The sequence below is a fragment of the Aquimarina spinulae genome (assembly GCF_943373825.1).
In the GTDB taxonomy this organism is placed as follows: Bacteria; Bacteroidota; Bacteroidia; order Flavobacteriales; family Flavobacteriaceae; genus Aquimarina; species Aquimarina spinulae.
This window is the reverse complement of sequence record NZ_CALSBP010000003.1, coordinates 215,728-228,150: the sequence shown is the minus strand read 5'-3', so window position 1 is coordinate 228,150 and position 12,423 is coordinate 215,728. Positions and strand designations below refer to the sequence as shown.

Below are 12,423 nucleotides of genomic sequence, written 5' to 3'. Positions count from 1 at the left end.
AAACCTAAAGGTACTAAATTCGTGAGAATTAAGTAGAAACGTTATTTTCTTTGTTTTTAGAGAAAGCTCCTATTAATCCTTTCTTGTAGAAAACAATATAAAAAACGACACAAAATAATTACTACAAATACACTATATAGCCTCTCTGTTTTTACTATATCACCATCCAGTTCGTTGTAGAGGTTTCGGGGGTAATTTCGACTTCATAATCTCCCAACTCTCCTATTTTTTCTGGTAATTTACCTTGAGAAAGAGCATTAAACATTGGGGTCGGATCTGCATCAAAAACAACTACTCTAAGAGTTTCATCCATTAGAGTATCAAGTACAGCAACTTCATAGTTAAGTAATCGATCTAACCAAGGAAGTTTATAGTCCTTATGTATTAGATAAGCTGCAAAATTTTTGGCTTCTTTATAACTTAGTTGTTCTGGAGGGTAATGTTTCCAAAAATCATTAAGAATGGCAGCAAATACTTCCATCCCTAACACCAACATCATATATCGTGTTGTAAGTTTAAAAATTCGAGCTACCATAGAAGCTCTAAACTCTTTTATTAGCTTTTGATATATTTTAATTCTTTCTTCATTTTTTAGTACATTATGTTCATCTACTCGGCCAATAACATGATTACCCAGCATATTTTCCCATGTGATAGGATCAAATTCCTGATTAAGTTTTTGGATATTACATACTGTCTTGGGTAATTTTTCTTCTTCAAGAATATGATATTGCTCTTTTCTGTTTTCCCAAAGCTCTCTTACTTTTTCCATTTCAGAAATAATAAGAGCATCACCAACTACGGGAATATAAGAATCAAAAATTTCATAAGTAACAGCCTTTAAATTAGTAAGATCTGGTAAAATTTCTTTTGTTATAGCAAGTAACCTTTTATCTATAGGTCCAGAATGAGAATCCATCCATAAATTATTTAATTCGGTTCCTCCTGCTATATGCATTTCTACCACATGTTCTAACGGTATTTCTTTTAAGAAGTCTGTAATACTTTGACGACCATTTAATTGATTGGCAAAAATATTATGGATATCTAATAATATCCCACATCCTGTTTCTCTACATAATTCTGCAACAAAACTTCCATCGTTCATCTCATGACTATTGGGTTTTAGATAATTCACTCCAGTCTCAATAGCAATAGGTTTTCCTATTTTATCTTGAAGATACTTTATGTTTCGTATGGCTAACTCCAATCCCTTTTTTGTCTGGCAAGGCGGAAGAAAGAAACCAGTATTAAATTCGGTAGTGGCATTAAAACTAAGATGTTCTGTTACCCAGGGACTATCAAAAAGAGTTGTAGTATACTTAATTAATTCTAACTGATCATTTTTTGGTAGTAAACTCCCTCCTACAGGTGCTCCTATACTATGCACCAATTTATGATATGGTAATTTATCTATTTCTTCAAAAACTTCTGTTGGCACCTTCAAATTGTCATTTTCATCTCTGATACATAATGTTTGAGGTTCTACTTCGAACGTATCAATTAATCCATTAGGAAAATTGATATTGGCCACTGTAGGCGAGTAAATAATGCCTACCCCTAATTGCGGTAGGCATTCTAACTCTAGCGTTTTTTCAATTACACCCATGATTTGTTTTAAAAATTAAAATCAAACTGGTTTTGGAAAAATATGTCATTCCCCGAACAACATGCCAGGCATCCTATTTCTTCAAAAATACTTTTTATAGCTTCATCAATCTTACCAATATCATAAGATACTGCCGGGGATACCCCAACATTTAAAGTTTTTGTTGCTATTAATTTACTAGGTTGTGGAGAAGGATCTCTAAAAGCCAGTGATCGTGAAACTACATTTTCTCTCGGGTCTAAAACATAATCTCTAATCGTCTGAAAATAGCAATCTACTCCAGAGAAACATTTTGGACATCCCAATTCATCTAACAGCTCATAAATACTATTTTGAAAGGCTTTTGCATCATATGCAACTTTTGCTGGGATTGATAATCTTACTGCCCCTCTTCCCACTCTTTGATTACTTTTCATCTTTTTTTGTGTTTTAATTATTAATTACATAAAAATACTTACGCAATCATTTGTAAAACAGGGTTTTATCACTATAAAACATAAGGTAAACACCCCATAAATATATGGGTGTTATACTCCTCAAAAATCTACAATAATATTAACAGTGTTCGCTAAAGTAATATGATCAAAATGCCGTATATTTAAGGATAGATCTCTTCTTGTCAACACATTACACATGTAGACAATAAACACACATTTTATTACTTAAAAACCTTTAAATCTAAAATTATGAGTATCTCACAAGCATCCCCTAAAAGTAAAATGGAAAGACCAAACTTTAAGGACCAATATGATAATTATATTGGAGGAAAATGGACCTCACCAGTAAAAGGCCTATATTTTGAAAACATCTCTCCGGTTGACGGGGTTAGTTTTACCAAAGTGGCTCGTTCTACCAGTGAGGATATAGAACTTGCAATTGACGCTGCATGGACAGCTGCACCAGAGTGGAACAATTCTTCTGCCACATTTCGTAGTAACTGTTTATTAAAAATTGCAACAGTATTAGAAGAAAATCTAGAAGTATTAGCTCGGGCAGAAACTTGGGATAATGGAAAAGCATTACGCGAAACTCTTGCTGCAGATCTTCCGCTGGCGATTGATCATTTTAGATATTTTGCAGGAGTAATTCGTGCCGAAGAAGGCTCGGTTAGTGAACTCGACGCCAATACGGTATCTATAAATGTACCAGAACCTCTGGGAGTTGTTGGGCAAATTATCCCATGGAATTTCCCTTTATTAATGGCCACCTGGAAAATTGCCCCAGCATTGGCTGCCGGAAACTGTGTTATTTTAAAACCAGCAGAACAAACTCCTGTAGGGATTATGATCTTAATGGAACTTATCGAAGGGATACTTCCTGCTGGTGTTCTTAATGTAGTAAATGGTTTTGGAGTTGAAGCAGGTAAACCGTTAGCATCAAGTCCACGTATTAATAAAATAGCCTTTACAGGGGAAACTACTACAGGGCAGCTTATCATGCAATATGCATCAAAAAATATTATTCCGGTAACTCTGGAGCTTGGAGGAAAATCGCCAAATATCTTTTTTGAAAGTATTATGGAGGCCGATGATGAGTTTTTTGATAAATCTTTAGAAGGAGCAGTAATGTTTGCTCTTAATCAAGGAGAGGTATGTACTTGTCCTTCTAGAATTTTAATTCAGGAAAGTATATATGACCAATTTATAGAACGTGTTATTGAACGTACAGAAGCTATTAAATTAGGGCATCCATTAGACCCCGAAACGATGATGGGAGCTCAGGCTTCTAATGATCAATATGAAAAAATACTAAACTATCTTTCTATTGGAAAAGAAGAAGGGTGCGAAGTATTAACAGGAGGAGAATCTGCCTATATCGAAGGGCTCGAAAATGGGTATTATATACAACCTACGCTTCTAAAAGGAAATAACAAAATGCGTGTATTTCAGGAAGAAATCTTTGGTCCTGTAGCATGTGTTACTACGTTTAAAGATCAGGCAGAAGCTATTGAGATAGCTAACGATACATTATATGGATTAGGTGCTGGAGTATGGACTCGCGATACTCACCAGGCTTATCAGGTTTCGAGAGCAGTACAGGCAGGTCGTGTTTGGGTAAATTGCTATCATACCTATCCAGCACATGCTCCTTTTGGAGGGTATAAAAAATCTGGTATTGGTAGAGAAACCCACAAAATGATGCTTAATCACTATCGCCAGACTAAAAATATGCTCATATCTTACGATAAAAAAGCGATGGGCTTTTTCTAAAAAATGAAAAAAATGATATCACGTATTAAGATTACCGATGCAGCAAAAGCTGTAATCGATACCCTTACTGCAAAACACGGGGAGCTGATGTTTCATCAAAGCGGAGGATGCTGCGATGGCTCCTCCCCGATGTGTTTTCAAAAAGGAGAATTGATGATTAATGAAACAGACATCTGGCTGGGCAATATCCATGGTTGTGACTTTTATATGTCTGAAGACCAATTTGAATATTGGAAACATACACAATTAACTATAGATATTGTAAAAGGTAGAGGGTCTAGTTTTTCACTCGAAATTCCTATGGGAATTCGTTTTGTAATCAAATCAAGAATATATACCGAACAAGAAATGAGAGAACTAAGTGCTATCCACGTTGGTGAAATATAGATGATCAAGCGGTAAGTCATATCTACTATTCGATATAACATGATAGTAACATTAATTATTTATAGTAGTCTATATTAAAAATCAGATCAATCTCTGGTAAAAAGATTAATAAAAAAATGAATGAATGACCTTAATTCTGGATTTTATCTTAGTAGTTGGTATTACTATTACCGTTTTAATTCTATTTTTATTGATAAAATCAAAGGAAAAACAAGTACCAAAGTACCTGCTTACCATTTTATTTGTTTTTTTATTATTTGTTTCTATATTTTTTTATGCTGATTTACATGATATTGATGTATTACAACATATCAGTTTTGTTCCTTTTGATACTACACAGTGGTTAATAGGCCCTTTATTGTTTTTATATATCAAATCCTTGTTCCTTAAAAAGGAAAAACTAATTAAGAGTACCATAATACATTTTATCCCTTTCGGTATTTATCTTGGGTTTATTTCAATTCCTGAATTAATATCAGACATAGTTGAAAAAACAATTTTTGATTATTTAGATTTTTATTTCGAACACTCCATCATAGAAGCAGAACTAGCCAATTTATATACTCTTTCCTATCTATTTTTATCATTCAAACTGTTTTCCAGATACAGGAAAGCTATGAAAGCTAACTATTCAAACCTTACAGAAAAAGATTTTGGGTGGATTAAGCACCTATTGGTAGGAAGTAGTATAGTTATTAGTATTGATTTGATACTATTGCTATATCAACATATTTTTGATTACGAGGATTTCGACTATAGCTATATACCTGTGATAGCAATGATATTCCTCATTTCTTATCTAGGTTATTATGGTATAAACCAATCAAAAGTATTGTTACCCGATTTTTTAATCCATGAAGATACTCCTGAAACTACCAAAAAAGAACGCATTCATCACTTATCAAATTCGACTAATGCAGAACTTTCTGAACTAAGATTAAAGTTAGAACAGGTACTAAAAAATGAAAAACCATATCTGGATGAAGAGCTTACTCTTATTAAATTAGCCCAGCTTATACCAACAACCGACAAAAAACTCTCTGCCCTTTTAAATCAATACATGAATGTTTCTTTTTATGTTATAATTAATTCATATCGTGTAGAAGCAGTAAAAGAAAAAATGAATTCAAAAGAGTATGCCAATTACACTCTTTTAGGAATCGCCTATGAATGTGGTTTTAGCTCCAAAACCAGTTTTAACAGGATATTTAAAAAAGAAACAGGGTTTTCTCCTTCAGCATATAAAAATAACTTGTAATCCTTCTTTATTTTTATAAAAAAGGGTTCAATGTATCCATTGGAACGCTTGATACTTATTTTATTTTTTGATTTGTGGTAGAAAATATTCTAATACATGATAAAGATAATTCTAATAATAGCCCTGTTTGTGTTAAACCAGATTTATGCACAAAATAATGATAATGAAGAGCACATTAACTCTTTGACCTGTGAATTAAATACGCTACAAAAACAAGGGTATATTAACGGTTTTTCTGTCGCTATTGTAAATAGAGATGCTGTTCTATATAAAAAAGGGTTTGGATATGCAGATGTATCAAAACAAAAGAAATACACCACCAATACTATACAAAATATAGCTTCGGTTTCTAAAACATTAATTGGTATTGCTCTAATGAAAGCCCAGGAACAAGGAAAATTAAATCTTGATGATCCCATAAATATGCATTTACCTTTTAGTGTTATCAACCCTCATTACCCAAAAGTACCTATTACAATTCGGCATTTGGCAACGCATACTTCTACTATTCTGGATACAAAATATTATGATAAATCTTACATACTGAAAAACAATTCTGATTTTGGTAAAGGCATATTAAAAAAACAGTATAGAATTTTTAATGATCCGGATGAAAAAATGACCATATCTGATTTTGTAAAAAAGACACTTGTAAAAGATCAAGAGTGGTATCGAAAAAGAAATTATATAAAGAATATACCTGGAGCTATTTTTAAGTATAGCAATGTAGGAGCTACATTGGCTGCTTACATTATTGAATGTACAACAGGAATTCCTTATGATGAATATACCAAGACATATATTATAAAACCTTTAGGAATGGATGCATCTGGCTGGTCGTTTGATACTATAGAAATGGATAATCACTCTGTGCTCTATGCCAGTTCTATAGATAGTTTACCAAAATATTCTCTTATTACTTATCCCGATGGCGGTTTATTAACAGATACAAACGATTTTGGCAAGTATCTTATTGAATTAATTAAAGGGTATTATGGAGCAGGTACTTTACTTGATAAAAGCAGTTATACAGAACTATTTAAGGAACAACTTTCTTCTGAAAATTTACCAAATAGAAATGCAAAAAACCCATACAATGATGAGTATAATAGTGGTATTTTTATGGGAATAACTCCTGCTGGTTATATAGGGCATACTGGTAGTGATCCAGGAACTGGAACATATATGTTTTTTAATCCGAAAAGCGGAATAGGAAAAGTACTAACAGTCAACACCTCAATCGACACAAAAGAAGATTATAGACAGTTTAAGTCCATAATAAACGCTATAGAAAAATACGAAGAGCTTATAAAACAATCAAAGATAGATATGCAATAGTAATCTAGTTAGATAAAATTAGTTATGTTTTACTCCTACTAAAACCCATATTGTTTTATCGGATTCATTTTTCCATTTCCCAAAATCCTTAATTTCTTCAGTGATCGAAAATCCAGCTTTTTGTAGTTCTTTTTTCACATATTTTGGAGATAACGTATGTGCTTCTGTCTGCTCTGCCCTTGATGTATTGAGCATATGTTCTTTAAATTTTTCAATGATAACAATCCTTCCTCCTGGTTTAAGAGATTTTTTTATATGATCAAGAATTTCCATGTAATCATCCATCTCATGATATGTATCCATTACAACAACTACATCTAGTGTTTCATTTGGTAATTTAGGGTTATCATAATCTCCAACTACAGTTTTTATATTTCTAAGCTTACGATCTGTAATGTGTTTATTTAATTTTTCGATCCTATCTTCTCTTACATCTACCGCATAGACTTTTCCTGATTCTCCTACTTTTTGAGCCAGATGCATCGTAAAATACCCTTCGTGACAACCAACATCTGCAACTGCATTACCTTGTTCTACTTCTGCAAGTTTAAAGATTTCTGGTACATTCATCCAGGTATCTCTTTCTTCCCAATCTGTTTTTTTGTATTGGGCATAACTCATCTCTACTATCAATATTAAAACTGACAAAACCAAAAACTGTACTCGTTGTTGTCGCATACTAAATATTTTTACAACCGCTTTAGTTTTCAAAATACTTTTTAATTGAATACAGTAGGTTCATTTTATGAAAATTTTGTGTTTTAAGCACATTAATATTACTCTATAAACACCCGATCTTCTCCTTTAAATTCGGGGGTTTGCACAGAAATTACTTTCAATGGTATTTTGGATAAGACTTTTACTGCATGTATAGTTTGTTGGGGTATAGTAACCCAATCCCCTTTTTGTACTATAATTTCTTTATCATTTAATTGTACACTTGCTTTACCCTCTAACACTAATACCTGTTCGGTATGTTTTATATGTTTATGAGGTTTGACATTCTTTTTAATCCATATTACAAAAGTCGAAGTATGTGTATCGCTATACACTTTCTTAACTAATATATTATCATAGTCCTGATCCGGTTCAAAATCCAGAATTGGACTTTTAGTTTGTGCAAAAAGCCCTGTTGAAATGATAAAACAACAAATAAAGGGTATAACATTCATGAATTTCTATTTTAGCGAATTAGATTATGATTTTTTGGATTTAAACTTTGCTCCTGTAGGTGCTCGATATCCTGAAAAAGGGAGTTTTAATAATTTACCCACATTTGCATTTGAATCCACATCTGGATAGGTATCTACCCCATATATCAAGTCCTCATTTCGTATTTTGGCAAAAGTGCCAAAAATTCTATCCCAGATAGAAAAGATATTACCATAATTTGTATCTGTATAAGGCAATACATAATGATGGTGTACTTTATGCATATCTGGAGAAACTATAATCCAACTTATCATATCATCTACCTTTTTTGGTAAAGATATATTAGCATGATTAAATTGAGATAATACTACAGATAAAGATTGATACAACATGATTATACCTATAGGCGCTCCCACAATAAATACGGCCAGAGTGGTAAACAAAAATCGAATAACACTTTCTCCTGGATGGTGTCTATTAGCTGTTGTGGTATCTACATGATTATCTGTATGATGTACAAGATGTAACATCCATAATGGTTTTATGATATGTTGAACATAATGTGCCAACCAGGCCCCTATTAGATCCAGTAAAGCAATACCAAGTATTATTGTAGCCCATAATGGTAATGCTAACCATTGTAATACTCCAAATTGGTTAACTACTGTCCAATCACTGGTTTTAAGTAATATAAAAGCCAATACAAAATTGATAACTATAGTTGTTAGTGTAAAAAATATATTGGGCCATGCATGTTTAAACTTTTTATAATTGAATTTAAACAAAGGCACGGCATATTCTATACCCCAGAAAAAAGTAATCCCTCCTACTAAAATTAAACTACGATGAGATGATGGTATCGTTTCAAAATAATTAATTATACTTTCCATACACACAAAATATTCTATTTTTAATAATTAGACAATTGTTTTTCTATAAATGTGATTGATCTAATGGTGGTTCATCTCTTTAAGCAACCAAAAAGTTGCATATTGAATATATTTACTTATATTTGCAACCATACAGTTGCATATTAATCTAAAAACTTAATACATATGAAAGATGTAATAATCAAAGAGAAAATACTTAATCACCCTATTGATAAAGTATGGAACGCTATAACCGATGCCAAAGAGATTTCGACCTGGTTTATAGAAGCAGATTTTAAAGCCGAAAAAGGATATCAGTATATCTTTAACTCTTCTGGAGAAGATTGCTCTCCTATAAAAGGCGAGGTAAAACAAGCAAATCCTTATACTTTAGTATATTCGTGGATTGTAACAGAAAAACCAATAGAAACTACAGTTAAATGGGTATTAGAAGAAACCGAAGGAGGTACTAAATTATACCTGGAGCATTCTGGAATTTCTGGTTACAAAGGAGAAACTGCTGTTGAAATGTTTAATAGTTTTAATGGTGGATGGGATAATTGTATTTCGGGATTAACCGATTACCTTAAACAAATGGTTCATGCAGGATAGAATCACCACAATATTAAAAGCTGTTGCTGATCCCACCAGACGTGAAATTTTTCACGCTTTGGTGGTTGCAACTACTGCCCTACCTATAACTCAGATATCAAGTCAATTCGATATTAGTCGCCAGGGTATTACCAAACACCTAAAAACCCTAGAAGGAGCAGGTTTGATTAATATAGATACCAAAGGAAGAGAGCGTTTCTGCCAGGCCAATGCTAATCCTTTGAAAGAAGTAAATCAATGGTTAAAGTTTTACGAACAATTCTGGGATGGTGCTCTAGATGATTTAAGTAATTATTTAGACACTATGTCTTAATAATATAATGTATTGAATATTTAAGTACTAGAATCGTTTTTTAACTGTTCTGTAACCCACTTAATTGCCTCTTCAATATTTTCGAAAGACACAATACCTTCTTGATAAAACATATTTTCTATTCTTATACTTGTTTTCTGAGTTTCGTTGTACGTAACTGCAGCAAAAGCCTTTATATTAGGAAATACATCTTTTATTTTCATATAATCTGTAGCTTCTAATGAATATGAATTTATTCTATGAGAGATATAACCAAAAGAGCGATCACCAAAATGTAAATTTGTTAATAGAGATAATGTCTTTGCTTTTTCATAATCAAAACAAATACCTTCTGCTACTTCAATGATCAGATAATTTTCATAGAAAAAAACTTTACCTAGTTCAAGATCATATTGTTTAATAAGTTTGTCATTCTTTATAGGATCTGACATATTTAATATTCAGGTTTTAGAGTAAAAAATAGAATATAAACACTTCTACTTTTTTAACGAACATTAGAAATTATTTAGTTTTTTTCCCTGACTAAAACTTGCTAATTCTATTATTCCAACTTATAAAACCAAACAACCCTATATTAAAAGTACTAATAATTATCGGCATTTTGTAGCTACGTGAATTATATCACTTTATGTAAAAAAAGAAATCTCTTTCACTTATTATATTTAAAAAAATAATACCCATAAAATTCCTAATTTGTATTTCATTGAGTTTCTAACTACATTGTTACAGCAAAACAACTTAATATCAACAGATTATGGAAACAAAAATAAAAACTCCTGTATGGTTTTGGATTATTAGTGTCTTAGCTCTTTTATGGAATATCATGGGGGTAATGGCATATATTGGTCAAGCTTTTATGACAGATGAAGTATTGGCCACCTTGCCAGAAGGAGAGCAAAATTTTTATAATAATACACCAGCTTGGGTAACTGCTGCTTTTGCTATAGCCGTATTTGCAGGAACTTTAGGTTGCCTTGCATTACTCCTTAGAAAAAAATGGGCTTCTCCTCTACTACTTCTTTCACTCATTGCCGTTATTGCACAAGCTACGTACAATTTCTTTTTACAGGATTATGTGGCATTATCAGGCAACCGAGTTATAATGCCAATTATAGTTATCGTAGTTGCTATCTTTTTAGTTTGGTTTTCGAGAAATTCTATAGCTAAAGGATTGATTTCCTAATAAAAAACATTTTACCATATACTATATTATTGCCTGAATCACGATTGTTGATTCAGGTTTTTTTATGAATTTATTTTTATATACAGAGTAAAATCATATCAGGTCGATGTCATCAAATATTCGAGTCGTGTCATTAATTTTAAGAAAGTTTAACGGTTTTTTTAACTCTATCTTAAAGACTAATTAAAGGTGTCCCCAGTTTAAACAATGTGCACAGATTAACGAAAATCATAAACTCAAAATTAAACTTAATGAAAACGAAAACCGTATTAAACCGATTTAAAGTCGGAGCCTTGGCAGTTGCTTTATCTTTTGCATCTTGTCAAAAAAATGAAGATTTTGATCAAAATCCAGATACTATTGGAGGACAAGATCAATTTATCGAAAAGTATTTCCTGGGAGACCGTGTTCTTGTAAAAAAAGAAGATGATGGAACTTATAGTCTACAAGGAACTGATGCCAGGTTATTTGAAGATCAATTAACCGATACAGAAGTTCCTCTTTCTGATAAACTAGAGCCAGATGCAGGAATAAATGCAAAGTTAGGACTTGGTGGAGGTGTTCGTAAATGGACAAATAATACTATAGTCTATGTAATTAATGGACTTAGCCAATCTGTGAGAAGTGAACTTCAAAAATCGATGGATGAATGGACAAGTAAAACTAATGTTCGTTTTAAAGAGCGTACTAATGAATCAAATTATGTTACCATTAGTAGTAATGGAGATAACTGTAATTGTGGTGTTGCGACTCTGGGAATGAATGGATCTAGAGGATTTATTCGTTTAGGTACTCGTACAACGGCTGTTGTGATTATTCATGAAATCGGACATACTTTAGGGTATATTCATGAGCAAAACCGTTCGGATAGAGATAATCATATTATTATCAATTTTGACAATATCCAGAATGGAGCTAAGGATCAGTTTTACAAAAGTAATTCGGCTACTTTGCTAACCAGGGATTTTGATATTAAATCTACAATGATGTATGGTAGTTATACATTTAGTAAAAACGGAAAACCTACCATAACAGATCTTAACGGAAATGTTTTACCAAGAAGACAAGCCGCGCTTTCTACTCTTGATATCGAAGGAACAAACAAAGCATATTCATCTGATGGTAACCCTCCTGTAGGAACCAACCCTTGTAAAGGTGTTGCAGAATGGGTAAGCGGACAAAGCTATTCTGTAGGAGATAAAGTAACGTACCGTGGATTCTTATACGAAAGAGATTTTACAAGATGGAACCGAATCGCAGAATGTAAAGACACCACTCCAAGTGCAGATATTTGTGAAGGAGTTAACGAATATAGCAGAAATAATAGCTATACAGCCGGAGATAAAGTAACCTATAACGGGTTTTTATACACATTAGGAACCAATGGAAGATGGAGCAACAGTGGACGTTGTAGTTCATAAACATTTTTTTGCCTTAAATTAAAAGAAGAAAGGCTGTCTAATGACAGCCTTTTTATATTATACGTTTGAGG

14 protein-coding genes are annotated in these 12,423 nt (G+C 32.5%); 8 read left to right on the top strand and 6 right to left on the bottom strand.

The window, feature by feature from the left end:
- Window positions 1–154: 154 nt before the first annotated feature.
- Window positions 155–1,609: an MbnB/TglH/ChrH family RiPP precursor modification enzyme gene (locus NNH57_RS23755; RefSeq protein WP_108809271.1), complete on the bottom strand. Its 1,455-nt coding sequence runs from the start codon at window positions 1,607–1,609 to the stop codon at window positions 155–157.
- An 8-nt stretch (window positions 1,610–1,617) separates the two neighbouring features.
- The gene (locus tag NNH57_RS23750) at window positions 1,618–2,025 is read right to left on the bottom strand and encodes an immunoglobulin domain-containing family protein (RefSeq protein ID WP_025663822.1); all 408 of its coding nucleotides are present in this window, start codon (window positions 2,023–2,025) and stop codon (window positions 1,618–1,620) included.
- Between the two features lie 270 nt (window positions 2,026–2,295).
- On the opposite strand from NNH57_RS23750, the gene NNH57_RS23745 reads away from it, so the two are divergent.
- From NNH57_RS23745 to NNH57_RS23730, 4 genes are all read left to right on the top strand, one after another.
- Window positions 2,296–3,819: an aldehyde dehydrogenase family protein gene (locus NNH57_RS23745; RefSeq protein ID WP_074406277.1), complete on the top strand. Its 1,524-nt coding sequence runs from the start codon at window positions 2,296–2,298 to the stop codon at window positions 3,817–3,819.
- A 12-nt stretch (window positions 3,820–3,831) separates the two neighbouring features.
- Complete coding sequence (locus NNH57_RS23740; protein WP_074406278.1) at window positions 3,832–4,206, top strand: DUF779 domain-containing protein; 375 nt, start codon at window positions 3,832–3,834, stop codon at window positions 4,204–4,206.
- A 124-nt stretch (window positions 4,207–4,330) separates the two neighbouring features.
- Complete coding sequence (locus NNH57_RS23735) at window positions 4,331–5,464, top strand: helix-turn-helix domain-containing protein (protein ID WP_074406279.1); 1,134 nt, start codon at window positions 4,331–4,333, stop codon at window positions 5,462–5,464.
- 96 nt (window positions 5,465–5,560) lie between these two features.
- Window positions 5,561–6,802 (top strand): serine hydrolase domain-containing protein, encoded by a 1,242-nt coding sequence (locus NNH57_RS23730; RefSeq protein ID WP_108809272.1) that lies wholly within the window; start codon window positions 5,561–5,563, stop codon window positions 6,800–6,802.
- An 18-nt stretch (window positions 6,803–6,820) separates the two neighbouring features.
- Here the strand turns inward: NNH57_RS23730 and NNH57_RS23725 are convergent, their stop codons facing one another.
- From NNH57_RS23725 to NNH57_RS23715, 3 genes are all read right to left on the bottom strand, one after another.
- Window positions 6,821–7,480, bottom strand: coding sequence for a class I SAM-dependent methyltransferase (locus tag NNH57_RS23725; protein ID WP_074406281.1), 660 nt, complete (start codon window positions 7,478–7,480; stop codon window positions 6,821–6,823).
- 98 nt (window positions 7,481–7,578) lie between these two features.
- A complete protein-coding gene (locus tag NNH57_RS23720) occupies window positions 7,579–7,974 on the bottom strand; it encodes a cupin domain-containing protein (protein WP_074406282.1) in 396 nt (131 codons plus the stop codon).
- A 24-nt stretch (window positions 7,975–7,998) separates the two neighbouring features.
- The gene (locus NNH57_RS23715; protein ID WP_074406283.1) at window positions 7,999–8,844 is read right to left on the bottom strand and encodes a sterol desaturase family protein; all 846 of its coding nucleotides are present in this window, start codon (window positions 8,842–8,844) and stop codon (window positions 7,999–8,001) included.
- Window positions 8,845–9,009: 165 nt separating this feature from the next.
- On the opposite strand from NNH57_RS23715, the gene NNH57_RS23710 reads away from it, so the two are divergent.
- Complete coding sequence (locus NNH57_RS23710; protein ID WP_074406284.1) at window positions 9,010–9,435, top strand: SRPBCC family protein; 426 nt, start codon at window positions 9,010–9,012, stop codon at window positions 9,433–9,435.
- Entirely contained in the window at window positions 9,425–9,748 is a 324-nt protein-coding gene (locus tag NNH57_RS23705; RefSeq protein ID WP_074406285.1) for an ArsR/SmtB family transcription factor, read from the top strand. Before NNH57_RS23710 ends, NNH57_RS23705 begins: the two co-directional genes overlap by 11 nt.
- 20 nt (window positions 9,749–9,768) lie before the next feature.
- Here the strand turns inward: NNH57_RS23705 and NNH57_RS23700 are convergent, their stop codons facing one another.
- Window positions 9,769–10,179: a hypothetical protein gene (locus NNH57_RS23700; protein WP_074406286.1), complete on the bottom strand. Its 411-nt coding sequence runs from the start codon at window positions 10,177–10,179 to the stop codon at window positions 9,769–9,771.
- Window positions 10,180–10,502: 323 nt separating this feature from the next.
- Between NNH57_RS23700 and NNH57_RS23695 the strand changes: the two genes are divergently transcribed.
- Entirely contained in the window at window positions 10,503–10,931 is a 429-nt protein-coding gene (locus NNH57_RS23695) for a hypothetical protein (RefSeq protein ID WP_108809273.1), read from the top strand.
- A 251-nt stretch (window positions 10,932–11,182) separates the two neighbouring features.
- A complete protein-coding gene (locus tag NNH57_RS23690) occupies window positions 11,183–12,352 on the top strand; it encodes a M12 family metallopeptidase (RefSeq protein WP_074406288.1) in 1,170 nt (389 codons plus the stop codon).
- Window positions 12,353–12,423: the final 71 nt, after the last annotated feature.

Excerpts from the sequence above, each read along its gene's own strand:
- NNH57_RS23730 (WP_108809272.1), top strand. The coding sequence starts at position 5,561 with ATGATAAAGATAATTCTAATAATAGCCCTGTTTGTGTTAAACCAGATT.
- NNH57_RS23720 (WP_074406282.1), bottom strand. The coding sequence starts at position 7,974 with ATGAATGTTATACCCTTTATTTGTTGTTTTATCATTTCAACAGGGCTT.
- NNH57_RS23725 (WP_074406281.1), bottom strand. The coding sequence starts at position 7,480 with ATGCGACAACAACGAGTACAGTTTTTGGTTTTGTCAGTTTTAATATTG.
- NNH57_RS23695 (WP_108809273.1), top strand. The coding sequence starts at position 10,503 with ATGGAAACAAAAATAAAAACTCCTGTATGGTTTTGGATTATTAGTGTC.
- NNH57_RS23745 (WP_074406277.1), top strand. The coding sequence starts at position 2,296 with ATGAGTATCTCACAAGCATCCCCTAAAAGTAAAATGGAAAGACCAAAC.
- NNH57_RS23755 (WP_108809271.1), bottom strand. The coding sequence starts at position 1,609 with ATGGGTGTAATTGAAAAAACGCTAGAGTTAGAATGCCTACCGCAATTA.
- NNH57_RS23740 (WP_074406278.1), top strand. The coding sequence starts at position 3,832 with ATGATATCACGTATTAAGATTACCGATGCAGCAAAAGCTGTAATCGAT.
- NNH57_RS23700 (WP_074406286.1), bottom strand. The coding sequence starts at position 10,179 with ATGTCAGATCCTATAAAGAATGACAAACTTATTAAACAATATGATCTT.
- NNH57_RS23705 (WP_074406285.1), top strand. The coding sequence starts at position 9,425 with ATGCAGGATAGAATCACCACAATATTAAAAGCTGTTGCTGATCCCACC.
- NNH57_RS23735 (WP_074406279.1), top strand. The coding sequence starts at position 4,331 with ATGACCTTAATTCTGGATTTTATCTTAGTAGTTGGTATTACTATTACC.
- NNH57_RS23690 (WP_074406288.1), top strand. The coding sequence starts at position 11,183 with ATGAAAACGAAAACCGTATTAAACCGATTTAAAGTCGGAGCCTTGGCA.
- NNH57_RS23710 (WP_074406284.1), top strand. The coding sequence starts at position 9,010 with ATGAAAGATGTAATAATCAAAGAGAAAATACTTAATCACCCTATTGAT.
- NNH57_RS23750 (WP_025663822.1), bottom strand. The coding sequence starts at position 2,025 with ATGAAAAGTAATCAAAGAGTGGGAAGAGGGGCAGTAAGATTATCAATC.
- NNH57_RS23715 (WP_074406283.1), bottom strand. The coding sequence starts at position 8,844 with ATGGAAAGTATAATTAATTATTTTGAAACGATACCATCATCTCATCGT.